The sequence below is a fragment of the Glaciihabitans sp. UYNi722 genome, from assembly GCF_040549465.1.
In the GTDB taxonomy this organism is placed as follows: Bacteria; Actinomycetota; Actinomycetes; order Actinomycetales; family Microbacteriaceae; genus Lacisediminihabitans.
Genome location: NZ_JBEPTL010000034.1, coordinates 1 through 22,702, shown reverse-complemented (window position 1 = coordinate 22,702; position 22,702 = coordinate 1). Strand labels below are relative to the sequence as shown.

At 64.5% G+C, this 22,702-nt stretch carries 20 protein-coding genes; 12 read left to right on the top strand and 8 right to left on the bottom strand.

Annotated features, from left to right (window positions below; genetic code table 11):
• The first annotated feature begins 107 nt into the window (after positions 1-107).
• Genes ABIB56_RS17405 through ABIB56_RS17395 form a run of 3 tightly spaced genes read left to right on the top strand, consistent with a single transcriptional unit; the run spans position 108 to position 1,602 of the window.
• Positions 108-671: an RNA polymerase sigma factor gene (locus ABIB56_RS17405; RefSeq protein ID WP_354570490.1), complete on the top strand. Its 564-nt coding sequence runs from the start codon at positions 108-110 to the stop codon at positions 669-671.
• Entirely contained in the window at positions 668-1,279 is a 612-nt protein-coding gene (locus ABIB56_RS17400) for an Asp23/Gls24 family envelope stress response protein (protein WP_354570489.1), read from the top strand. Before ABIB56_RS17405 ends, ABIB56_RS17400 begins: the two co-directional genes overlap by 4 nt.
• On the top strand, positions 1,276-1,602 hold the full coding sequence (locus ABIB56_RS17395; RefSeq protein WP_354570488.1) for a hypothetical protein: 327 nt from the start codon (positions 1,276-1,278) through the stop codon (positions 1,600-1,602). The genes ABIB56_RS17400 and ABIB56_RS17395 overlap by 4 nt, the downstream gene beginning before the upstream one ends.
• A gap of 173 nt (positions 1,603-1,775) precedes the next feature.
• Here the strand turns inward: ABIB56_RS17395 and ABIB56_RS17390 are convergent, their stop codons facing one another.
• Positions 1,776-2,684 (bottom strand): EamA family transporter, encoded by a 909-nt coding sequence (locus tag ABIB56_RS17390; RefSeq protein ID WP_354570487.1) that lies wholly within the window; start codon positions 2,682-2,684, stop codon positions 1,776-1,778.
• A 75-nt stretch (positions 2,685-2,759) separates the two neighbouring features.
• Here ABIB56_RS17390 and ABIB56_RS17385 point away from each other — a divergent pair, with 75 nt between their 5' ends.
• The 3 genes from ABIB56_RS17385 to ABIB56_RS17375 are packed head-to-tail and all read left to right on the top strand — an operon-like array spanning position 2,760 to position 5,409.
• Positions 2,760-3,848, top strand: coding sequence for a type III polyketide synthase (locus ABIB56_RS17385; RefSeq protein WP_354570486.1), 1,089 nt, complete (start codon positions 2,760-2,762; stop codon positions 3,846-3,848).
• Positions 3,845-4,366 carry an isoprenylcysteine carboxyl methyltransferase family protein gene (locus ABIB56_RS17380; RefSeq protein WP_354570485.1) on the top strand — a complete coding sequence of 174 codons (522 nt, stop codon included), beginning with the start codon at positions 3,845-3,847 and terminating at the stop codon, positions 4,364-4,366. Before ABIB56_RS17385 ends, ABIB56_RS17380 begins: the two co-directional genes overlap by 4 nt.
• Positions 4,363-5,409 (top strand): NAD(P)/FAD-dependent oxidoreductase, encoded by a 1,047-nt coding sequence (locus ABIB56_RS17375; RefSeq protein ID WP_354570484.1) that lies wholly within the window; start codon positions 4,363-4,365, stop codon positions 5,407-5,409. Before ABIB56_RS17380 ends, ABIB56_RS17375 begins: the two co-directional genes overlap by 4 nt.
• Before the next feature lie 4 nt (positions 5,410-5,413).
• Here the strand turns inward: ABIB56_RS17375 and ABIB56_RS17370 are convergent, their stop codons facing one another.
• Positions 5,414-6,400, bottom strand: a complete 987-nt coding sequence (locus ABIB56_RS17370) for an SDR family oxidoreductase (RefSeq protein ID WP_354570483.1) — start codon at positions 6,398-6,400, stop codon at positions 5,414-5,416.
• Between the two features lie 2 nt (positions 6,401-6,402).
• Positions 6,403-6,840, bottom strand: coding sequence for a MarR family winged helix-turn-helix transcriptional regulator (locus ABIB56_RS17365; protein ID WP_354570482.1), 438 nt, complete (start codon positions 6,838-6,840; stop codon positions 6,403-6,405).
• A 62-nt stretch (positions 6,841-6,902) separates the two neighbouring features.
• On the opposite strand from ABIB56_RS17365, the gene ABIB56_RS17360 reads away from it, so the two are divergent.
• Positions 6,903-7,133 (top strand): hypothetical protein, encoded by a 231-nt coding sequence (locus ABIB56_RS17360; RefSeq protein WP_354570481.1) that lies wholly within the window; start codon positions 6,903-6,905, stop codon positions 7,131-7,133.
• Here the strand turns inward: ABIB56_RS17360 and ABIB56_RS17355 are convergent.
• From ABIB56_RS17355 to ABIB56_RS17345, 3 genes are all read right to left on the bottom strand, one after another.
• Positions 7,109-7,804, bottom strand: coding sequence for an HAD hydrolase-like protein (locus tag ABIB56_RS17355; protein ID WP_354570480.1), 696 nt, complete (start codon positions 7,802-7,804; stop codon positions 7,109-7,111). The two genes, ABIB56_RS17360 and ABIB56_RS17355, sit on opposite strands and share 25 nt — an antisense overlap.
• Positions 7,805-8,018: 214 nt before the next feature.
• Positions 8,019-8,714, bottom strand: coding sequence for an endonuclease NucS (nucS, locus tag ABIB56_RS17350; protein ID WP_354570505.1), 696 nt, complete (start codon positions 8,712-8,714; stop codon positions 8,019-8,021).
• A gap of 117 nt (positions 8,715-8,831) precedes the next feature.
• A complete protein-coding gene (locus tag ABIB56_RS17345; protein WP_354570479.1) occupies positions 8,832-10,064 on the bottom strand; it encodes an MFS transporter in 1,233 nt (410 codons plus the stop codon).
• 76 nt (positions 10,065-10,140) lie between these two features.
• Here ABIB56_RS17345 and ABIB56_RS17340 point away from each other — a divergent pair, with 76 nt between their 5' ends.
• Complete coding sequence (locus tag ABIB56_RS17340; protein WP_354570478.1) at positions 10,141-11,211, top strand: substrate-binding domain-containing protein; 1,071 nt, start codon at positions 10,141-10,143, stop codon at positions 11,209-11,211.
• A gap of 334 nt (positions 11,212-11,545) precedes the next feature.
• Here the strand turns inward: ABIB56_RS17340 and ABIB56_RS17335 are convergent, their stop codons facing one another.
• On the bottom strand, positions 11,546-12,814 hold the full coding sequence (locus ABIB56_RS17335; RefSeq protein ID WP_354570477.1) for a uracil-xanthine permease family protein: 1,269 nt from the start codon (positions 12,812-12,814) through the stop codon (positions 11,546-11,548).
• A gap of 139 nt (positions 12,815-12,953) precedes the next feature.
• Here ABIB56_RS17335 and ABIB56_RS17330 point away from each other — a divergent pair, with 139 nt between their 5' ends.
• From ABIB56_RS17330 to ABIB56_RS17320, 3 genes are all read left to right on the top strand, one after another.
• Complete coding sequence (locus ABIB56_RS17330) at positions 12,954-14,948, top strand: M13 family metallopeptidase (protein WP_354570476.1); 1,995 nt, start codon at positions 12,954-12,956, stop codon at positions 14,946-14,948.
• The gene (locus ABIB56_RS17325) at positions 14,942-15,850 is read left to right on the top strand and encodes a serine hydrolase (protein ID WP_354570475.1); all 909 of its coding nucleotides are present in this window, start codon (positions 14,942-14,944) and stop codon (positions 15,848-15,850) included. Before ABIB56_RS17330 ends, ABIB56_RS17325 begins: the two co-directional genes overlap by 7 nt.
• 142 nt (positions 15,851-15,992) lie before the next feature.
• The gene (locus ABIB56_RS17320; RefSeq protein WP_354570474.1) at positions 15,993-18,032 is read left to right on the top strand and encodes a hypothetical protein; all 2,040 of its coding nucleotides are present in this window, start codon (positions 15,993-15,995) and stop codon (positions 18,030-18,032) included.
• A gap of 1,087 nt (positions 18,033-19,119) precedes the next feature.
• On the opposite strand, the gene ABIB56_RS17315 is transcribed toward ABIB56_RS17320, so the two are convergent.
• On the bottom strand, positions 19,120-19,596 hold the full coding sequence (locus ABIB56_RS17315) for a hypothetical protein (protein WP_354570473.1): 477 nt from the start codon (positions 19,594-19,596) through the stop codon (positions 19,120-19,122).
• Between the two features lie 153 nt (positions 19,597-19,749).
• Here ABIB56_RS17315 and ABIB56_RS17310 point away from each other — a divergent pair, with 153 nt between their 5' ends.
• Positions 19,750-22,473: an RHS repeat domain-containing protein gene (locus ABIB56_RS17310; RefSeq protein ID WP_354570472.1), complete on the top strand. Its 2,724-nt coding sequence runs from the start codon at positions 19,750-19,752 to the stop codon at positions 22,471-22,473.
• The last annotated feature ends 229 nt before the right edge of the window (positions 22,474-22,702 follow it).

The following is a 22,702-nucleotide window of genomic DNA, read 5'->3' as shown; positions in this document are numbered from 1 at the left end:
ATCCGGTGGTGAATCGACGCTCAGCGGCTAGCCTCAATGGATAGTCATCAGTAAGACGAGATGAAGCAGCACAACGTCATGCGAAAGTCACAATTTTTGTGAACCCTATGATTCCAGACCGGCACGGCGGTCTTTCGGATGCCCCGGACGGAATCCTCGCCGCCAGGGTCGCCGACGGTGACGTCGCGGCATTCGGGGTGATCACGCGTCGCTACGGACCGCTTATGCGCGCCTACGCGGTGCGGCTCCTCGGCTCGGACATCGAGTCCGACGACGTGGTGCAGGAGGCTTTTCTGCTGGCATGGAACCGGATGTCGGAGCTTGCCGACGGGGCATCCGTCAGGGCGTGGCTGATGCGTATCGTCACCAACAAGGCGATCGACAGGATCCGCGTGCGAAAGCAGCACGCGGATATCAGCGATTGGGATGCACCAACTCCGGCGAACGAGTCCCCTGCGCATATCGTGGAAGTGCGGATGCAGTTCAGTGCACTATCGTCTGCCGTTCGGAAACTGCCGGAGACGCAACAGCGTTGCTGGGTGATGAGGGAGATCGGCGGCTCGTCCTACAGCGAAATATCCGAGCAACTGGAACTGCCGCTTTCCACGGTGCGTGGACAGCTGGCCAGGGCTCGACAGACACTGGTTGACGAGATGGAGGCATGGAGATGACAGACTCCCTCGATCCGGGCGCGCTCGATTCGGAAGACCTCGACGGCCACAGCATCGACGAGCTGAGTGACTATCTCGACAGCGGACGCTCGCCGCGGAATCCGGATATCGAGAACTCACCCGGCTGTCAGATCGCGCTCGCCGCCCTGACCCGGCTGCGCGCGACCACCTGGGCGATGCTCGAAGCGGAGGCCGAGTCAGACCCCGAGCGCGACAACGTGTGGATCACCAGGGTGCTCGACAACATCAAGCGGGAGGCGCGGGCGGGACGCGACATCCCGATCAGCCACCCCGACCCGACGGTGGAGCTCACGGTAACCGAAGGCTCGGTGCGCGGACTCATCCGCGCTGCCGGCGATGGCACGGGCGGAGCCATCATCGGCAAGTGCGTGCTGGATGGCGACGTGACAGTTCCCGGGGAACCGATCGAGGTGAACGTGACGGCCTCCGTTGCCTGGGGCGAGAACCTGCAGGCCATCGCGGCACTGATGCGCGCCCGCATCCTCGACGACCTGCGACTGCACACCGAACTGAACATCCTGAGCGTGAACGTCATGATCCAGGACATCCACACCCGCCACTCCGCGACGACGAAGGACGTGCAATGAGCATCGATCTCGATCTGTCCCGCGAGTTGACGCGGTTGGTGCAGGAGACGGAGGGTGTGACCGATGTCTACGCTGCCGGTTCGCTCGGCACAGTGATCTCGCTGTCTGCGGTCAACGCGGTCAGCGACAGTGCGGATGACGCGAAGGTCGCCGTCGCGCGCAGCACAGAGCGGGTGGACATCCATGCCAATATCTGCGTGAACTCCAGCCACTCGGTGCCGGTGACCCTGCGCGCGGTCAGCGACGTGATCGCGACCTATCTGAACACCGTCGGAAGCGCTGAGCCGGCTTTCATCTCCGTGAAGGCCAGCCGGATCGAGTGACCGACGCTGCGACGGACGTGTGCGACAGGCGTGTGCCCATCAGCGCGCCGTTGTGTTATCAGCGCGGCAGTTACAACCTGCGCGGGGATAACACAACGGCGCGCTGATGACGTGTCAGGCGACGGGATGACGCAGCCGGCAGCTGGCACGCGTCACCCGGCAGCTGGCACGCGTCAGGCGAGCTGGTCGGAGGGACCAGGGTCGGCCGGGCGCCTCGGCACGGTCGCCGCGCTGCGCACGGCTCCGATACTCGCGATGATGACGAGCGCGATCGCGATCACGCCGATGGCCGTGATCTTCTGGTGCAGCAGCACGAGGCCTGCCGTCGTCGCGATGGCGGGCGACAGGCTCATCAGGATCGAGAAGGTCGCGGAGGGCAGTCGCCGCAGCGCCAGGAGCTCGAAGGCGTAAGGGATCGTGGATGACAGCACAGCCACGGCCGCGCCGAGTAGCAGGTTGCCCGGCAGGAACATCCCGGCACCGGCGGTCGTGATGCCGGCCGGAAGGGCGATGATCGCGCCGATCGCCATGGCGATGGCGAGACCGTCCAGCCTCGGAAAGCGCTGGCCGGTGCGAGCCGACAGCAGGATGTAGCCGGCCCACGCGGCTGCCGCAGCGAAGGCGAAGACCACGCCGAGGGCATCGAGTTGTCCGAAGCTTCCCTGCCCGAGGAGTACGACGCCGATGAAGGCGAGCACGGCCCAGAGCCAGCTGGAGGCGTGCCTGCTCATAACGACAGAGAGCACGAGTGGTCCGAGCACTTCGATCGTCACGGTGGCACCGAGCGGGATGCGGTCGAGCGCCTCGTAGAACAGCCCGTTCATCGACGCGAGTGCAATGCCGAACAATGCGACGGTGACCCAGTCGCGCCGGCTGTAGCCGCGAAGGCGGGGGCGCGCGATCATCAGCAGGATGATCGCGGAGAAGGTGAGTCGCAGCGCCACCATGCCAAGCGCGCCGACGGCAGGGAAAAGCAGCACGGCGAAAGACGCGCCGACGTCCTGGCAGAGAAGCCCGGCGACGACGAGTCCGACGGCGCCGAGGGAGCGGGATCTCGGATGCACGGACGCCGGTGTTGTCACCCTGCAACGTTAGGGGTTCCGAGAGACATCCGCCCTGCCACCCGTATTGCGCCAGAACCGTGTTAGCGTGCCCGAATGGCCCGAATCGCTGCTGTTTCACCGGCGCTCCCGGCCCACGTTTACTCCCAGGCCGAGATCACCGACACGATCGCGCCCATGGTGACCACCGATCCGTCGAAACAGGCCGTGATGCGTCGCCTGCACTCCGGCAGCAAGGTCGACACTCGGCACCTCGTCATGCCGATCGAGCGCTACCGGGATGCGAGCACCTTCACCCAGTCGAACGATATGTTCATCGAGGTCGCCGCCGACCTCACCGAGCAGGCACTGCGTGATGCGCTCACCATCGCCGGTCTCGAACCGCAGGATGTCGACTACCTGATGTTCACCTCGGTCACCGGCATTTCGGCACCCTCGATCGACGCCCTCCTCGTCGCGCGGCTCGGCCTGCGCGCGGACGTCAAGAGGGTGCCGATGTATGGCCTCGGCTGCGTGGCGGGAGCCGCGGGCATCGCACGGGTGAACGACTACCTGGTGGGGCATCCGAATGACGTGGCGGTGCTGCTTGCGGTCGAGCTCTGCTCGCTCACCTTCCAGCGCAACGACGACTCGATGGCCAACCTGGTGGCAACCGGGCTGTTCGGGGATGGTGCCGCAGCCGTCGTGATGGTGGGCGACGAACGGGCGAAGCGGATGCCGGTGACCGGACCCGACGTGGTCGACGCCCGCAGCCAGCTCTACCCAGACACCGAACAGGTGATCGGGTTCAACGCGAGCGAGACCGGTTTTCGCATCATCCTCACCGCCCAGGTCTCCGAGGTGATCGAGCGCAACTTCGGAGCGGATGTCGGAGCCTTCCTCGATGCGAACCACCTCGCGATCGCCGACATCGACACCTGGATCGCGCACCCCGGCGGACCACGTGTGCTCGAGTCGTTCCAGTCGTCGCTGGCTCTGCCGGATGGCGCCCTCGACAACAGCTGGCGATCGCTCGCGAAGGTGGGCAACCTGTCGTCGGCCTCGGTACTGCACATTCTCGGCGAGGAACTGGAGAGCCCCCAGGCGGCGGGTACGGAGACGCTTCTCTTCGCGCTCGGACCGGGAGTGAGCGCAGAACTCGTGCGGTTGCGGTGGCCCGATGACCAGCACGGTGGCGTGTCGTGATCTGGTACCTGGTGCTGATTCTGCTCACCGGCGCCGAGCGCATCTCGGAGGTCGTCGTCTCCAACCGTCATGCAGCCTGGGCTTTCGAGCGTGGCGGCAAAGAGTACGGCCGCGGCCACTATCCGTTCATGGTCGTGCTGCACACCGGGTTGCTGTTGGCCTGCCTGGCCGAGGTGTTCTTCGGCGACAGGCCGTTCATTCCGTGGCTCGGCTGGCCGATGCTGGTGATCGCGCTGGCCTGCCAGGGCCTGCGCTACTGGTGCATCGGCACGCTTGGCAAGCAGTGGAACGCCAGGGTCATCGTCGTTCCGGGTCTCGGTCGTGTCACTGGCGGTCCGTACCGGTTTCTCACCCACCCCAACTACGTCGTGGTGATCGCCGAGGGCATCACACTGCCGCTCGTGCACACCGCATGGATCACGGCCATCGTCTTCACGGTGCTGAACGCGATCCTGCTCTTCGGTTTCCGCATCCCCACCGAGGAGCGCGCACTCGCCTCGCTGGATCGGGTGCCGTGACGCACGATGTCGCCAAGCACGATGTCGACCTCCTCATCGTCGGCGGCGGCCCGGTTGGTCTGGCAGCGGCCATCGAAGCGCGGATGCTGGGGCTCACGGCCACCGTCGTGGAGCCGCGCGACACCACCATCGACAAGGCCTGCGGTGAGGGGCTGATGCCAGGGGCACTGCCCGCGCTCGCCCGCCTCGGAGTCGATCCGCCAGGTTTCCCGCTCCGTGGCGTGAGCTACCGCAGCGCCACCAGGCGCGTCGACCATCTCTTCGGTGACGGCATGCTGGCACGCGGAGTTCGCCGCACGACGCTGCACGATGCGCTCGCCGCACGCGCCGGCGAGCTGCAGGTCGGGTTCGTGAGATCGAAGGTGGATGCTCTCGATCAGGACGCGTCGGGTGTTACTGCCGCCGGTATCCGCGCCCGCTACCTGCTCGCTGCCGACGGCCTGCACTCCACGGTGCGGCGGCTCACCGGTCTTGAGAAGCCGGTCTCGGCGGGCTCGCGCCGCTTCGGACTGCGGCGCCACTACCTGATGGACCCCATCGACGACCTCATCGAGGTGCACTGGGCGAAGGATGTCGAGGCCTACGTCACTCCCGTTGGCGACGGCATCGTGGGTGTCGCCGTTCTCGGCAGGCAGGGCACGAACTTCGAGACTGCGCTCGCCGGGATACCCGCACTCGCCGCGAGGGTGGAAGGGCGGGAGCCCGCGAGCGAGCTGCGCGGCGCCGGTCCGTTCCATCAGCGGACCACCGCTCGCGTGAAGGGAAGGGTGCTGCTCCTCGGCGACGCTTCGGGCTACGTCGATGCCATCACCGGGGAGGGCATCCGGGTCGGGCTCGCCCAGGCCCAGGCCGCGCTGGAATGCATCGCGGCGGACAACCCGAACGCCTACGAGCGCGCGTGGTCGTCGAGGACCCGCGACTTTCGGGTACTCACCGCCGGAATGGTGGCCTGGTCTACCTCGCCGCTGCGGGGCGCGATCATACCTGTCGCATCCGCGATGCCGTCGCTCTTCGGTGCGGTGGTCGACAGGCTCGCTCGCTGAGAACTCAGCTGGCGGCCGACACCAGGTTGTCGAAGAGTTCGTTGAGCTCCGGGTCGACGACCTTCCGCTCAGGATGCGCGTCATACCACTCGACGATCTCCCTGGCACCCTCGGCGAATCCGGTGGTCGCGACATAGTCGGGTACGAGCGCCTTCACCTTGCTGTTGTCGAAGATCACCGAGTGCGAGCGGTCGCCGAGATGCCCGGCACCCATGTCGGGGTCGGCCGCCGCGATGGCATCGCTCGTCACGTGCACGACGTTCGCCTCGACCCCGGCGGCATCGGCCATCAGCCCGGTGATCTGTGTCCAGCTGAGCACCTCGTCCGAGGTGATGTGGAAGCTGTCGCCGACGGCCTGCGGGTGTCCGAGCAGTCCGACGAAAGCCTTCGCGAAATCGCGGCTGTGGGTGAGAACCCAGAGTGAGCTGCCGTCGCCGTGCACGACCACAGGCTCGCCACGGCGCATCCGGTCGATCGCGGTCCAGCCGCCGTTTATCGGGATGTTGGTGGCGTCGTAGGTGTGCGACGGTCGCACAATGGTGGCTGGAAAACCGGACTCGCGGTAGGCCGAGACCAGCAGGTCTTCGCTGGCGATCTTGTCGCGGGAGTACTTCCAGAACGGGTTGCGCAGCGGGCTCGACTCCACGATCGGCAGGCGCAGTGGCGGCTTCTGGTACGCGGATGCCGAGGAGATGTACACGTACTGGCCGGTGCGTCCGGTGAACAGTTCGATGTCCTGAGCGACCTGCTCCGGCGTGAAGGCGACGAAGTCGATCACGACGTCGAAGTCGCGCTCTCCGATGGCAGCGTGCACGGATGCCGGATCGCGCACGTCGGCGACCAACACCTCCGCTCCCTTGGCGGCGGGTCGCACAGAACTCTGCCCTCGATTGAGCAGCGTGACGTTGAGGCCGCGTTTCACGGCGAGTGCGCTCGCCTCACTGCTGATGGTTCCGGTACCGCCGATGAAGAGAACGCTGGGAAGTGACATTCCTACACAGTTGCCGCTGTGATGAGTTTCGTCAAACTATCCCGAATGTTTTCGAGTTCGACGAGCGACATTCCGAGTCGCTCCATGATCTGGCCCGGTACTTTCTCCGCCTGCTTCCGGAGCGCGGCGCCCTCGGTGGTCAGCTCGACGGAGAGCGCACGTTCGTCGGTCGTGCTGCGCGCGCGTGTGACGAGACCCGCCATTTCGAGTCGCTTGAGGAGGGGCGAGAGCGTGGCGGATTCGAGCAGGAGCGCGGCGCTGATGTCGGCGACGGTACGTGGGCTGCGCTCCCAGAGGGCGAGCATCACCAGGTACTGCGGATGGGTGAGCCCGAGCGGCTGCAGCACCGGCCGGTACAGGGCGATCACGCTGCGTGAAGCGGCGGCAAGGGCGAAGCAGACCTGGCGGTCGAGGGCGAGCGGATCGACGGCAACTGGCATGTCACCAGTTTAGCGGGTAGATAATTAGTACACTTATTATTAGTACACTAAGGAGTTGCGACATGGCTAGCAGAATCCCGTGGTGGGATCGCCTGAACCGGGCGCTGTTCCCCTACATCGGACCGCCGCCGCTCGGCCCCTTCAACCAGGCTCCGCTGCCGTCGACGCAAGCGAAACCGTGTCCGATGTGCGGCAGGCCGATGTCTGCTCATGACATCGAAAGGCGAGAGGGTCGTCCAACGCAGATCCACTGCCCGGCTGCCACCGGCTACGAGTTCGACGAAGCCATCTGAGCACTCATTAGCCGGTCACCGAGCAGCAGGTCGCCCAGTTCCTCCGCCGTCCTGGCCACCGCGATCGTGCCGACCTCTTCAGCGGCTGATCCGTAGCCCCACTCGACGAAGATCGTCGGAACACCGTGCTCAGCGGCGCCCTCCACGTCGTGTTCGCGATCACCGACCATCACCGGGTTCGAAATCTCTGCTCCGAGCGCTTCGAGGCGCTTCAGGGCCTCCTCGACGACATCCGCTTTTCGACTGCGCACTTCGTCTTCCGAAGCCCCGGTGATGACGTCGAAATACTGGGTGAGCCCGAAGTGGTCGAGCATCGTCGTGGCGGGCAGTTCGGGTTTCGACGTCGCGAGCGAGAGGGGGAGGCCGCTCGCCGCGATACGTTCCAGCAGCGCCGGAATGCCGGGATAGACCGTGCTGTCGAACACCCCGTGCTCGAGGTATCGCACGCGGTAGATGTCGAGCGCCTCCGCCGACTCTTCCGGGCTCATATGGGCGAGGTCGCGGAAGGAGTCGAGGATCGGCGGCCCGACATAGACCAGCAGTTCCGCCGGTGTCGGGATGGGGCGCCCGAGCTTCTCGAAAGTCCACGCAAGCGTGCTCGTGATGCCGGGAGCCGAATCGAGGATCGTGCCATCGAGGTCGAACAGTATGCAGGTCCATGTCGGATTCATCAGGGCAAGCCTACGAGTTCGCGGGCTCGAGCCCGGTCGACAACTCCCGTTGTGCAGGACATCGGTGATCGCTCGGCAGATCTCGGCACTGTGCGTTTCTCCGGAGGAATCAGGTACCAGATGGGTTGTTGATGTGATTTTTTCCCATCTGGAGCAAATCCTCCGGAGAAAGTGCGGGCAGATCTCGAGCGAAAGGGTCGCGCCGTGCCAGCGGTTAGAACAGGCGGGAGTCACTGTCGTCGAGGCCGCGCATCGCGTCGTAGTCGAGCACGAGACAGCGGATGCCGCGATCCTGGGCGAGCGTGCGCGCCTGCGGCTTGATCTCCTGGGCGGCGAAGATACCGGCGACCGGCGCGAGGTGCGGATCGCGGTTCATGAGCTCGAGGTACCTGGTCAGCTGCTCGACACCGTCGATGTCCCCGCGTCGCTTGATCTCGATGGCGACGGAAGCGCCCGCGTCATCTTTCGCCAGGATGTCGACCGGCCCGATCGCCGTCATGTACTCGCGGCGCACCAGCCGGTAGCCGTCGCCCGCCAACTCGATCTGCTCGGCGAGCAGTTTCTGCAGGTGTGCCTCGACGCCGTCCTTTTGGAGTCCTGGGTCGGTGCCGAGCTCGTGCGCGCTGTCGTGCAGGATCTCGTGGATGGAGATCACGAGCAGGTCGGCCGTCTTCGCCTGAGTGACTTTCCAGATCTCGCTGACGCCGGCATCCGCCTGGTCCTGGTCGGGGTCGATCGTCGAGAGGGTGCAGGGCGGGCTCATCCAGTTGAGCGGCTTGTAGCTCAGCGAATCGGAGTGCACGAGCACACTGCCGTCGGCCTTGAGCAGCAGGAGCCGGGTGGCGAGCGGGAGGTGCGCGCTGAGCCTTCCGGCGTAGTCGACGGAACAGCGGGCAATGACGAGACGCACGACTACGAGGCTAGTCGCCATCCGCGCGCCGTTTTGTTATCCGCGCACAAGTTGTAACCGCCGCGCGGATAACAAACCGCCGCGCACATCGCGACGTCGGCGGCAACCCCCCGGGGATTAGCGCTTCGGTTCGCGCGCGGCCCCGGAAACCAGGCCGGCGACGGCCACGAGTACCAGCACGATCAGCAGGGCGTTCAGCACGCCGACATGCTCGCCGATGAAACCGATGACCGGCGGACCGACCAGGAATGCGAAGTAGCCGATCGTGGCGACGGCGCTCACTCGTGCGGCGGCGGTCTTCGGGTCGTCGGCCGCCGCCGACATCCCGACCGGGAAACCGAGCGAGGCTCCGATGCCCCAGAGCACCACGCCGACGATTGCGACGCCGACGTTCGGCACGAAGATCACGATCAGCAGTCCGATGGCTGACAGGGCGGCGGATGCACGTAGCACCGGAACACGTCCGAAGCGGTCGAGCACCTTCACACCGCCCAGCCGTCCCACGGTCATCGCGGTGACGAAGACGCCGAAGATGAGGGCGGCGTTGGGCTTCGACACGTCATGGCCGTCGTGCATGCCGATCGCCAGCCAGTCATTGGCCGAACCCTCGGCGAAGGCCATGCCGAGGATGATGAGGCCGATCAACAGGGTGCGAGGGTCCCGCCAGATGCTGAGCCGCCCGCGCCAGCTCTTCGAGTGATCGTCGTCGGGCACGGTCTCCTGTCCGTCCTCGATGATGTGCTCGGACTGCAGCCCGCGGGTCGCGATGATCGCGGCGCCGGCGATCACGACAGCGATGATGCCGGTGTGGATGGCGAGCGGCAGGTGCACACTCTCCGCGAGCGCGCCAAGCCCTGCACCGATCATCGTGCCGAAGCTGAAGAAGGCATGGAAGATCGGCATGATGGTGCGGCCGAGCACGCGTTCGTTGGCCGCACCGGAGACGTTCATGCTCACGTCGCAGACGCCGGTCGCGGCGCCGAAGATGACGAGTCCCGCGAAGATGACGCCGAAGCTGGGGCCGACGGTCGCTCCAAAGCCGGCGATGGCAAAGCCGATCGCGCCGATCGTCAGGGCCCACACGATGGAAGTGCGGGCACCGAAGCGCGCGATGATGTGGCTCGAGCCGACCAGCCCCACGATGGATCCGGCGGCGATACCGAAGAGCAGGATTCCGATCTGCTGCGGACCGACCTGCAGCGCATCCTTTACTGTCGGAAGTCGCGCAGCCCAGGTGGAGAGTCCGATTCCGCACAGGGTGAAGATCACGAAGACGGAGTTGCGCCAGGCGACGACATCGTGACGGCTCAGGCCACCGGCATAGACGGTGGAGGGGCTGATCTTGGGCATCGAGGGCTTTCCGGAGAGCGTCTGAGGAGATTTATCGAATCGATTCGATCAATCGTTTCGACTAAGCTACCAAGCCATGAGCGACGAGGCAACAACCGCGAGCCAGTCGCCGCGACCGAATCTCGCGGCCGTGGCGGCGCTGGCCGGGGTATCGGTCTCCACGGCATCCCTCGCCTTCAGCGGATCGGGGCCTGTCTCGGCCCCGACACGGGCCAAGGTGCTGGCGGCCGCCGAGCAGCTCAACTACGCCGGTCCCGATCCGCGCGCGCGGTCGCTGCGCCGCGGTCGCTCGGGAATCATCGGCGTCGTCATCGAGGACCGTCTTCGCGACGCCTTCCGCGATCCGATGAACATCGCCATGCTCGACGGCCTCGCCGACGAGACTGGCTCGCTCGGTGCGGGCCTGCTCCTCCTCACCGAGAACGGCGACGGCTCGGGCAGCATCGAGAGCGCGCCGGTCGACGCGGTGGTGCTCATCGGATGCAGCACCCGGCTGTTCGCCTCGGTCGCCGTCTTCCGCCAGCGTGGCATTCCCCTGGTCGCGATCGAGGCGGAGCCGATGGATGACGTGGTCTCCATCGATCTCGACAACCGCGCGGCTTCGCATGCGCTCGCCGCTCACCTGGCGGATCTCGGGCACACACTGGTCGCCATCGTTGCTCTGCCTCTCGATCCGGAACGCAGCCGGGCTGCGCTGACCCCGCGGTTGGAGGCGTCAGGCACGGGATTCACCGCGATCGAGCGAATCCGCGGTGTGCGCGAGGTCTTCCCCGATGCGCCGGGTCTGAGCACCGCCGGCAGCTTCATCGAGGAGGGCACGATCGCCGGGCGCGCCCTCCTGAAGGACGAGGCGACCAGGCCCACCGCAGTGATCGCGCAGAGCGACCTGCTCGCCGTCGGCGTGCTGCGTGCGGCTGAGGAGTTGGGGTTGAGGGTTCCGGAAGATCTCAGCATCGTCGGCTTCGACGGGATCCGCGTCGACGGCATCGCTCCGCATGACCTGACGACGATGGTGCAGCCCGCCGTCGACAAGGGGCGCGCGGCAGGGCGGGCAGTGATCGCGATGCTCGATGGTGCCAAGCCTCGGTCGGCGGCTTTCGAGAGCATTTTCCACCCGGGTAACACCACCGGTCCGCCGCCTCGTTGAGTGTGCGTCCAGTGCCAAATGAAGGCACTCCGGTCGTGGACATCCCGAGTTTCCGGGGTCGGGATCGTCGCGATGGACGTGATTGCCTTCATTTGGCACTGGACTCACGCACAATGGACGACTTCTAACATTCGACGCGATCGTCGTGGCGCTGGTGTCGATCGTGGCGGTGCCTCGAGATGGCGGACTACTTTCGTTTCATCAGCGAGCGGATGCCGCAGCTCGGTGCCGAGTGGCGGGCGTCGCGCAGGCTGGAGTGAGGCGCTCGTTGTCGCCGACTCCACGCGACATCAACCGGGCACGCGTGGGCCCGTGGATGTGACTTCGATTCTCCTCAGCGGTCGGTGCCGCGCAGCTTTCCGAGTCCATTCATGAGGTGGTAGACGACAAGCGCGGCGACGGTGCCGAGGATGATGCCGCTGAAGCTCGCCTTGCCCGCGCTGAGGGTGAAGTCGGCGATCGCGATGATGAGCGCGATGCCAGCGGTGAGCTGATTTTTCGGCTTGCTGAAGTCCACTTTGTTCTCCACCCAGATGCGCACACCGATGATGCCGATGAGTCCGTAGAGCGCCGTCGTCACGCCGCCGAGCACCCCCGGCGGGATAGTGAAGATGACGGCACCGACCTTGGGGGAGAGCCCGAGAAGGATGGCGACTATTCCGGCCACCCAGTACGCGGCGGTGGAGAAGACCCTAGTGGCCGCCATCACACCGATGTTCTCCCCGTAGGTGGTGGTGGGTGATCCACCGCCGATCGCGCTGATGACGGTCGCGATGCCATCGGCGAAGAGCGCCCGCCCGGTCATCGGGTCGAGGTCGCGCTTGGTGAGCTGTCCGACGCCCTTGACGTGCCCGACGTTCTCCGCGATGAGCGCCAGCACCACCGGCAGAAACATCAGGTAGATGGGGGTGTAGCTGAAACTGAAGCTCGGCGTTGTGAACTGCGGCAGCCCGATCCAGGCCGCCGTGCCGACTTTGCTGAAATCGACCTGCCCCATCAGCACGGCGGCGATGTAGCCGACGACAACGCCGATGACGATGGACAGGCGGCCGATCATGCCCTTGAACAGCACTGAGACCAGGATCACCGCGAGCAGGGTGATGATCGCTACCAGCGGCGACTTCTCGAAATTGCCCTTCGCGGCCGGCGCGAGGTTGAAGCCGATCAGTGCCACGACCGTGCCCGCGACAATGGGCGGCATCGCCAGGTTGATCCAGCGGGTGCCGGCAAGATGCACCGCGATGCCGACGATCGCGAGCAGGGCGCCAACGACCAGCACGCCGCCGAGCGCGACGCTTTTGCCGTCGGAGGCAACCGCTGCGGTGATCGGCGCGATGAAGGCGAACGACGATCCGAGATAGCTGGGCAGCCGGTTGCGTGTGATGAGCAGGAACAGCAGTGTGCCTATCCCGGAGAAGAGCAGCGTTGTGCTCGGTGAAAACCCGGTGAGCAGGGGCACCAGGAAGGTCGCTCCGAACATGGCGACAACGTGCTGAGCGCCGAAACCGATGGTGCGCAACCAGGTGAGTCGCTCTTCAGGCAACACGATCTCGGAGGCGGCGACATCCTTGCCGTTGCCGTGAAGTTTCCAGGGGAGGGCCATGGTGCTCCTTTGCGTTGGGATGCGTTGAGGCGCTTCGCCGAAGAGTAGCGGTCGCCGCCCGCGGTGCCCGTGCGGCGCGCCCTTGGGCGATGTTGCACGAGCTTTTCCGGTGCCGCCCGCAGCGCTTAGGCTGGGTGTCATGAGCCACGACGCCCCCCTCGCTTCTGGAATCGAGCTCGGGGAGCTCGACGACACCGTCCGCCCGCAAGACGACCTCTTTCGCCACGTCAACGGCAAGTGGATCGCACGCACAGAGATTCCGGCAGACAAGGCGCGCTACGGCTCCTTCTACGTCCTCGCGGAGGAGGCGGAGAAAGCGGTTCGCGACATCATCACCGAGGCTCAGTCCGCCGATCCGGGTACGGAGGAGCGTAAGTTCGGCGACCTCTACGCGAGCTACCTGAACGAGGCCAGGGTTAACGAGCTCGGTGCCGAGCCCCTGCAGCCGGCGCTCGCCGAGGTCGATCGCATCAGCGACATCCCCGGGTTTCTCGAAACCCTTGGTCGCCTCGAGCGCCAGGGCGTGAGCGGCTTCTTCCAGCTCTACATCGACAACGATCCGGGCAATCCTGAGCGCTACATCGCCCTCTTCGAGCAGGGTGGACTCGGGCTGCCCGACGAGAGCTACTACCGCGAGGAGAAGTTCGCCGACATCCGCACCGCCTATGTCGCCTACCTCTCGACGATGTTCGGCCTCGCCGGCCTCGGTGGATCAGGAGGGACGGATGCCGCAGCTCGAGCCGCGCGCGTCGTCGAACTCGAGACCACCCTCGCCAAATCGCACTGGGACAACGTCGAGTCGCGCGACAGCGAGAAAACCTACAATCTCACCACCTGGCACGCCATTGTCACCACGGCTTCTGACGCCTCCGACGGCCCTGACCTCAACCGCTGGCTGGACGCGCTCGACGCGCCGAGCGGCGTGTTCGACGAGCTGGTGCTGCGGCAGCCATCCTTCCTCGACGGCGTCGCAGCGGCGTTGAACGCTGGCAACCTCGAGAAGTGGACGGACTGGCTGCGCTGGCAGGTCATCCGCTCATCGGCCGCCTATCTCTCCGATGCGTTCGTCGAGGCCAACTTCGACTTCTACGGCCGAACCCTTACCGGCACGCCAGAGCTACGGGCCCGCTGGAAGCGAGGCGTCTCGCTGGTCGAAGGCGCCATGGGTGAGGCTGTCGGTCGCACCTACGTCGCGCGCCACTTCCCTGAAGCCGCGAAGACCGCCATGGACGTGCTCGTCGCCAACCTCATCGAGGCATACCGGCAGAGCATCAGCGGCCTGGAGTGGATGACGGAAGCCACTCAGGCGCGGGCACTCGAGAAGCTCGACAAGTTCACCCCCAAGATCGGCTATCCGGTGAAGTGGCGGGACTACTCGTCGCTGGAGATCTCCGCCGACGATCTGATCGCCAACGTGAGGGCGACCAGCGAGTTCGAGTTCCAGCGCGAGCTCGGCAAGATCGGCAAGCCGCTTGATCGCGACGAGTGGTTCATGACCCCGCAGACCATCAATGCGTACTACAACCCCGGCTTCAATGAGATCGTCTTCCCGGCCGCCATCCTGCAGTTTCCCTTCTTCGATGAGACGCGGGATGCCGCGGCCAACTACGGCGCGATCGGCGCGGTCATCGGCCATGAGATCGGTCACGGCTTCGACGACCAGGGCTCGAAGTACGACGGCGACGGGCGCCTCACCGACTGGTGGACCGCCGAGGATCGCGCAGCCTTCGAGAAGCTCACCGGATCGCTCATCGAGCAGTACAACGCCCTCGCGCCGCTGCAGGTTCCCGAACACCACGTCAACGGAGCCCTCACCATCGGTGAGAACATCGGGGATCTCGGGGGCCTGTCGATCGCTTGGAAGGCTTACGTTATCTCCCTGGATGGGCAGGAGCCGCCGGTCATCGACGGCCTCACCGGTGCCGAGCGATTCTTCCTCTCCTGGGCGCAGGCCTGGCAGCTCAAAGCCCGCGACGAGGAGGTCATCCGCCTCATCTCCATCGACCCGCACTCGCCGAACGAGTTCCGCTGCAACCAGATTGTTCGCAACATCGACGGTTTCTATGAGACCTTTGCTGTGACCGAATCCGACAAGCTGTGGCTCGACCCAGAAGAGCGCGTGACTATTTGGTAGTTGGCACCCGAGACAACGAACGCCGCGATCGTCTCCACGCCCCTCGCGCGGGGCGCCATCGTGGGGCTGAGGGAAGAGAGAACTTCTCCGGCGGCTTTGCCGCGCTCGGGCAACTGGCCTATGCCGGGGCACAGGTTTCCGCCCACGTACTCGACCTCCGCAGCGGCCTGACTCTGGTGTCCATCGACGACCGCATCGTGCTGCCCACCGCCAGCGTCGGCAAACTTCTGCTGCTCATCGAGGTCTCGGCGCGCATCACCGCGCACGAGGTGGCCGGTTACGGCATCCTCGACAAGACCCCGGCGGATGCCGTCGGCGAGACCGGCCTCTGGCACCAACTGCAGGCGCCTGCGCTTCCGCTCGCCGATATCGCCGCTCTGGTCGGCGCCACCGGCGACAATCTCGCAACCAACGTGCTGCTGCGCCAGGTGGGCCTTGACGCTGTGCGTGCGCGCACGGAGTCACTCGGCCTCAATCGCACCGCGCTGCTCGACCTGGTGCGCAGCAACCGTGGGCCGGATGACGCGCCGCAGCTTTCTGTTGGATCGTCCGCGGAACTCGCCTGGCTATTCTCCGCCCTCTCGCGTGGGCAGGTCGTCGACCACGCCACCAGTAATCGCGTGCTCGGCTGGCTCTCGCTCAACTCCGACCTGTCCATGGTCGCGAGTGCTTTCGGCCTTGATCCGTTCGGGCATCGGGTGGCCGACCACGGCATCCAGCTGGTCAACACGACGGGAACGGATGCGGGCGTGCGCTCGGAGGTCGGCCTGCTGAGCGGCTCCCGAACCGGCATCGCCTACGCGGTGACAGTGCAGTTCGCCGACTCGGGTCTCGCGACCCGATTGCGCGTGCTCGAAGCCATGCGCACCTTCGGTTTCGACCTGCTGGAATACGTTCACTGAGCCTGCTCGGGTCGCCCCCCAATTGGGGGTGTTGTCCCCAGAAGGGGGGACCGGATAGGATCAACTCCGGCACTTGAGTCGCGGTACCCGAATCCTGCGACCGACACCCGAATGTGCCCATTAAAGTTGGATTACTTTACTCATGTCGCTCCCCCAGCGACCGAGGCTATTCACCCACGCCCGGTCAAATTCCCGTTCGCTCGTTTTCGCCCCTCGCACCGGATTCCTCCGGCGCCGCCTGACAACTGTCGTGGCGACCCTCACCACCGCGTTCCTCGCGGTGGGTCTCGTAGCTGTCGGCGTCGCGGCTCCGGCCAGCGCCGCTGACGCCGCCCCAACGAACAACACCATTGTCTCCGCTGCGGTTAGTTGTAGTCCCGACTATCACTGGACCGTCACCTGGACGGTTCAGAACGCCTCGACTTCCCCGGCTACCATCACCGTATCCAGCGACGAGAAGCTCATCCCTATCAACACAGGCTTGCGTCCCAACGAGACGAAGACTTTCGCCGAGACCGTCACCGGGCCGGTCGACAAGACCCTCACCCTCGACGCTACAAGGCCCTATTGGAGCCCCAGCCACGACAGTGGCAGCGTCACGACGGCCCAGTTCACCGGCACCTGTGCCACGCCGCCGCCGCCAACCACGTGCATCCCGGATTCGGCGATCAGCTATACCTACAGCACCGTCACCAATAACGGCACCATCACCGTCGCGAAGCCGGCCAACTCCACCGGCGTACTCTGCCAGCCGCTCTACGTCACCGCGAGCAGCTGGAAGTACACGCAGAACAGCGTCTGGCCGCAAAGCCTCGACCAGGTGCAGAAGCTCACCATTACGGCGGCGGGTACGTACCCCTACGCCGCAGCTCTGAGCTGTGGCCAGGGCGACATCTACGCCTCGCGCACCGGAATCGTCGAGCCGACTTCGACACTCAGCGGTCCGCAGGGCTGGGAGAAGTTCCTGAGCGGGTTCGGCTTTACGACCATGACCACCGGCAACTCCTACGTGCAGCAGCCGGCCGATTGCTTCGGCCTTGTTATCCCTGTTGCACCGACAGTGACTGCCGTCGCGACGTGTGGAATGTATGGGCAGGTGGTCGCAATGCCGGCCACCGGCGTCATCTACGCGGTCGACTTCGACAGTAAGACCGGCCTGTACACAGTCACCGCGACCCCGGCTCCGGGATACCACTTCCAGGGCAACTACCCCTCGAAGACCTTCAGCGGGAAGACCGGCACCTACACCGAGTGCCCGCCAGAGGTTATCCCCGCGACACCCACGGCAAGCCTCGCCGCGATCTGTGGAGCTTCCGACATCTCGGTCAGCAACGCATTCACTCCGGCCGAGCACACGATCGGACAGGATGTCACCGCTGAGGTCTTCATCGACGGACAGCTGAAGGACAGCTTCCTCGTGAAGTCCAGCGACATCGTGAGCAGGAGCTACACGTTCACGGTTGGCGGCGGCCACCTGGTCGAGGTCAAGGTGAATGGCGAAGTGATCGGCTCGAAGACCGTGCAGAGCGACTGTGCAATCGTCACCGCGGCTGACCCGTCCGGGCAGGCCTGTGTCGACAACCAACTGACCGACGGGCAGATCTTCGTGGCGCTCAACGATCACCTCGTCTACAAGATCGACGGAACCGTCGTGGCCTCCGCGAACACGGATGTCACCACCGGCTCGCACCACGTCACCGCGGAGCTCGCAGAGCCGAACGCCGGCTACACCCTCGACGGACAGACGACATGGACATTCAACGTCGCCGACCATTCCGAGGCCTGTGGGGATCTCCAGCCACATCCTCTCGTCACGCCGACCCTCAGCAGCTCCCAGCAGAGCTGCTCGAATGCTGGCTCCTACACGCTGGATGATGTCGAGGGAGTCGTCTGGACGGTGAACGGCAACGTCGTTCCTGCCGGTACGTACTCGGTCACCTCGGCGAAGACGGTTGACGTTCTGGCCTCAACGGTCTCCTCCGACTACGGGTTCGGACAGGACACGCAGACGGCCTGGCCACTGGACTTTGCCGCTGCCAACAACTGTGGCCAGCTCAACACCCTCGCCTTCACGGGCGCGGGTGGCGAGACCGGTGGCCTGCTCGTCGCCGGGCTGCTGTTCTTGCTCGCCGGTGCTGGGGTTTACACCTTCGGCCGAGTGAGGAAGGCCCACGCCGAGTAGCCGACAGGCTGCCGGTCTGAGATGACCCGGATGCCCCGATTCCCTTCATTGCGAAGGGGGCCGGGGCATCCGCCATTCAGGCCCGGTGTTCGCGCCTACCTTTCGGTATCCGCTTTGTCCCTTGCCACTCAATCTGTCCGATTGACAGCCGATTTGTCCGCCAAAATCGCCGAGATGTCGGGCCTCTCGTGCTCGATTCAATCCGGAGCGACTCGGGAGTTGTGACATCTGACTTGTCCAGACCGAAAATCCAGCAGGTGCGCTGACGGACTTCCCATCGGTCAATGATCTGCATCGAGGACCTGCGAGCGAGTCTGGGACTGTGTCGCATCCCACGGGTGGCGAATTCAGGTGCCGCCCCCAAGCGGAATGGTGAGCGGGTCTGGCTTGCCCCTGGCCGAGAATTAGTTCCTTTCAGGTCTGTTTACGATCCGTTCCGACCGATATTCGCTGAAGCGAGTTTGAGACAAAAGCCGATCAGCTGGCCACGTACGTGCTGGATGAGGACGCACCCCGCCATGCTGGCCGCGAGCCCGCGCCAGGAAAGAGCACAAGACCGGTGACACTGAGGCAGCGCCCGAATGTGGCAACAGAAGAGTCCCATGAGTGAGCCGCGACCGACTGATCTCCAGCTACCTTCGTCCACAGTCTCGCTCGATATTTCGGAGTTCGTTCGCGCCGAGATAGCCACGCATCCGTCTGCCGATGTGCATGACGAGCGAAGAAACACCGGCAACGTATGAGTCGGCTGAAGCCAGGTCGACATCGCGTGCTCGAGCATGTCGTAGCGCTTCCGAACGATCTGCACCTGATCCGTGGGTGCGATGTTCCAGCCTGGCTGCCAATCGCTGGTCGCCCAGTTCTCGGCTTTCCCGCCGGCCTCGATGTAGGCCTCAATCTCAGCATTGGTTTTGTCGTCTATCGCGACCGTCCACACATGGCACCAGTCTGTACCGCTCAGGGCGGCGAGAAAAGGAGTTCGTGAGTGGCATCCGAAAATCCAGCAGGGTGAAGCTCATCGGGCCAGACAGTTACTCCGTGAAGATTTTTCTTTTCTCTGAGTCGTGTTGGGTATAGATTCCGAGTGCTACCTTCTCAGACGTTTCAAACAATTGGGTCCTCGTCTCCTGCGGCTAGCTCCGCTCCGTCGCGTGTTTATCTGGCGGTGTGCGGGTTTCGGGTGGTCTTGTTCTGTCTGGGTGGAGGACGTTGTGGCACGCTGGTCGAAGTTTTCTGTGAGGAATGGTCGCGCATCCAGGCTTCGGGTGCTGGTGACTGCTGTCGTGGCTGTGGCATTGGTGGGTGGTGTGGCGCAGTCGGCGAGTGCTGCGTTGCCGCCGGGTCCGACGACGGTGGGTGTCACGGGTGCTCGGCCAAGCGCGACGCATTTGACGTTCCCGATCAGTGACCAGGTCACTGCCGCGGTGGATGTGGGGACGGGGAATCTTGAGGTGTCGACCCTGGCGATGACGTTGCCGGGTGTGACCTCGGCGGTGGCGTTGACTGCGGTGTTCAACTCGATGTCGCAGGTGGTGGGCAGCACCTCGGGGCCGGCGGCGAACAAGTGGATTGCCAGTGCTGGGGGTGCTGTTACGTTGACTTTGAATTCGACTTCTGGCGCTGTGGTGTTTGTGGCTGCGGATGGTGCTACCTGGTCTTTCGTTCCGGTGAGTGGCTCGGTTGGGCGCTCACGTCTCCGGCAGGGTTTCAGGCGACTTTGGCCGCGCAGCTGACCGGCGGGACGGTGAGCGGATACACGCTCACCTATTCGGTGTCGCAGTCTGTGGAGACGTTCGATGCGAATGGTTTGGCTAAAACGGTCACCGATCGGAATGGGAATGTGACCACTTACGGGTTTGACCCGTATGGGAATCCGACGAGCGTTGTTTCTTCTGCCGGTCCGAGCGCCGCACGCACGGCGACTGTCGCGTACAACGGCAGTACCTACACGGAGACGGTGACGGTGACGAACGGGTCACTGACCCGAAATGTGAAGTACATCAAAAATTCGGTGTCGAATTTGACCAGCATTGTCGATGCGTCGGGCAACAGCACCTCCTTCACCTACACTTCCGGGAATCTGACACAGGTCATCTCGGTTACCGGTGCCGAGACGGACTTCAGCTACGACGGGTCGGGGCGGGTCACGCAGGTGGACCAGCACAACACCACGGCGGGTTCCCCGGGCACTTCCACAACCCGGCTGACTTATCCGTCGGCCAGTCAGACGTTGGTTGCCGGACCGAACACGTCCACCGGTACGGCGGTGGCGACCGGCCCGCATCTCACCTATGCGATCGGCGCTGGTTATTTGGTCTCGAAAGCGACCGATCAGCTGGGTCGTGAACGGTCGGCCACGTACAGTCCCACCAATCTTGCGCCAGCAACATCGACGAGCGGCAACACTGATACCACCCCACCGGCTGGTTCCACGCCGACAGGTATTTCGTCGAACACGTTCGGTGCGAACTCCGGCCAGTCATTGACCGCCGCGGCATCCCCAGGCGGATCGACACAGTCCGCCGCTTATGGGAACACGGGCAGCACCGCCTATCTGCCGTCCTCGACCAGCAGCGATTCAGGGGATCAGATGGTGTACCACTACACCGGCTCCGGCAACAGGGATTCGTCCACCAACTCGACCCTCGCCGCGACGGCGGCGTTGGTTTACAACACGAACGGGACTGTGGCGACAGCGACGGCGCCGAACAATGTGGCGGTCGGGGCGACCCCGGCAAATCCGACCACGTATGGGTATGACCCGTACACGTTGCAGCTGAATTCGATCACCCCGCCTACCGGGACGAGCCTCGGGGTGAAGGCGCTGACCTATGACGGGTTCGGGCGGCTGAAGACGATCACCGATGGGCGCGGCAACACGACCACCTACGGCTACGACAAGATCGACCGGTTGCTGACGACCGTGTTTTCGAGCGGACTGGCAACGGTGACGAACACGTTCACCAACGCCGGGAATCAGCTGACCAGCGTGTCGGCGACGGGGACGATCACCAACACCTACGACCAGCTCGGTCGACTCCTCAGCACGGTGAACACGGCGGGCGGTGGTACTGAGACGTACACGTATGACAAGGCATCCAATCTGGTCACCAGCACCGATGGTTTCGGGACGATCACCAACACCTACGATGTGTCTAACGTGCTGATCGAGATGAAGTACCCGCATAACGGTGCCTTCCAACATTTGGTGTTCAAGACCGATGATCAGGGGCGTCGCACCGACCAGTACCTCCAATCGGACTCGACCGGCACCTACTGGCAAGGACACGTGCACACCTCCTACGACACTTCCGGGCGGATTTCCGGGTTGAGTGCAGCGACCGGGCCAGCACCCACCACCATCACCCCCGTTTTGGACATGACGTACTGCTACAACACGGCAAGCGCTGCCCCGACCTGCGGCACCGGGACGACGACGGACCGGTCGAAGCTGCAGTGGCAGAAAGACAACCTCACCGGTCAGGTCACCGCTTTCAGCTATGACAGCGGCGGGCGTCTGCTCATGGTGGCGCAGTCCGGTGGTGTAACGAACAACACGTACACGTACACCTATGACGCGGACGGGAACCGCAAAACGGCGGTGGTGACCGGCTCCAACCCCGCTACCCAGTCGCTGACGTTCAATGCGGCGAACCAGATCACCAACACCGGATACAGCTATGACGGTGCCGGGAACCTGATAGCGACCCCCACAGCGACCTACACGTACAACGCGGCCGAACAGATGACCCAGGCGGTCGTCGGTGGGGTCACCAGCACCTACACCTACGCCGGTGCGTCCCAATCGCAGGTCCTCTCCGAAACGAGGGGCGGGTCCTCGCCGATCACCACGAAGCTGGTCTACGGTCGCACGGATGCGAACGGGCAACCAGAGATCGAGCAATACAGTGTCAACGGCAACCAGGCTTACGTGTTCGACGACCCGAGCACCGGCCAACCCCTCGGGATTGTCACCGCCAGCGACCAGGCGTGCATGCTCGTCTTCGACGGCACCGACAACCCGGTCGGACTTCTCACCAACAGTGCCACCGTGTCGTTCACCTACAAATACGACCCATGGGGGGCACAAACCCTCACCAGCGGCGGAACCGGCAACGGCGCCGAGCAGAACCCGTACGCGTTCCGCGGTGGCATCAAAGACCGAGGCTCCGGCTTGGTCAAGTTCGGGCTCCGCTGGTACAACCCGATCACCGGAACCTGGACCCAACAAGGACACCCTCGACAGCCCACTCGACCCCGCCAACGCCAACCGGTACGCATACGCCGGCGACAACCCCATCAATGGGCAGGATCCGTCGGGAAGTTTGACGGCGTGCTCGCTTGCCATTGGAGGACTTGTGGTTGCCGGGCTCGCGGACGTCGGGGCGATCGCGCTCGCGGGGGCGACTGTCCTGAGCGGCGGAGCGCTATTGCCACTTGACATCGCAGTAGATTCTCTTATTATCCCTGGAGACTTTTTCGCAATCTCTAGTTTTCAAGACTCGTGCAAGTAAAAACTGGGCGCATAACTTCCGCGAAAGGATCCGCCGAACGTGAGCAAGCTAAAGATCGCCTTAGGGCGTGTCTCCTAACGGTTTGAGCCAGATTGTGATGGCCCGAAGGACGACTCCGCCGCGGTAGGTGAGGGCGAGTTTGTCGTATCTGGTTGC

Coding starts and splice junctions, on each gene's coding strand:
- ABIB56_RS17405 (WP_354570490.1), top strand. CDS start 108: ATGATTCCAGACCGGCACGGCGGTCTTTCGGATGCCCCGGACGGAATC.
- ABIB56_RS17400 (WP_354570489.1), top strand. CDS start 668: ATGACAGACTCCCTCGATCCGGGCGCGCTCGATTCGGAAGACCTCGAC.
- ABIB56_RS17395 (WP_354570488.1), top strand. CDS start 1,276: ATGAGCATCGATCTCGATCTGTCCCGCGAGTTGACGCGGTTGGTGCAG.
- ABIB56_RS17385 (WP_354570486.1), top strand. CDS start 2,760: ATGGCCCGAATCGCTGCTGTTTCACCGGCGCTCCCGGCCCACGTTTAC.
- ABIB56_RS17370 (WP_354570483.1), bottom strand. CDS start 6,400: ATGTCACTTCCCAGCGTTCTCTTCATCGGCGGTACCGGAACCATCAGC.
- ABIB56_RS17365 (WP_354570482.1), bottom strand. CDS start 6,840: ATGCCAGTTGCCGTCGATCCGCTCGCCCTCGACCGCCAGGTCTGCTTC.
- ABIB56_RS17360 (WP_354570481.1), top strand. CDS start 6,903: ATGGCTAGCAGAATCCCGTGGTGGGATCGCCTGAACCGGGCGCTGTTC.
- ABIB56_RS17355 (WP_354570480.1), bottom strand. CDS start 7,804: ATGAATCCGACATGGACCTGCATACTGTTCGACCTCGATGGCACGATC.
- ABIB56_RS17345 (WP_354570479.1), bottom strand. CDS start 10,064: ATGCCCAAGATCAGCCCCTCCACCGTCTATGCCGGTGGCCTGAGCCGT.
- ABIB56_RS17340 (WP_354570478.1), top strand. CDS start 10,141: ATGAGCGACGAGGCAACAACCGCGAGCCAGTCGCCGCGACCGAATCTC.
- ABIB56_RS17335 (WP_354570477.1), bottom strand. CDS start 12,814: ATGGCCCTCCCCTGGAAACTTCACGGCAACGGCAAGGATGTCGCCGCC.
- ABIB56_RS17330 (WP_354570476.1), top strand. CDS start 12,954: ATGAGCCACGACGCCCCCCTCGCTTCTGGAATCGAGCTCGGGGAGCTC.
- ABIB56_RS17320 (WP_354570474.1), top strand. CDS start 15,993: ATGTCGCTCCCCCAGCGACCGAGGCTATTCACCCACGCCCGGTCAAAT.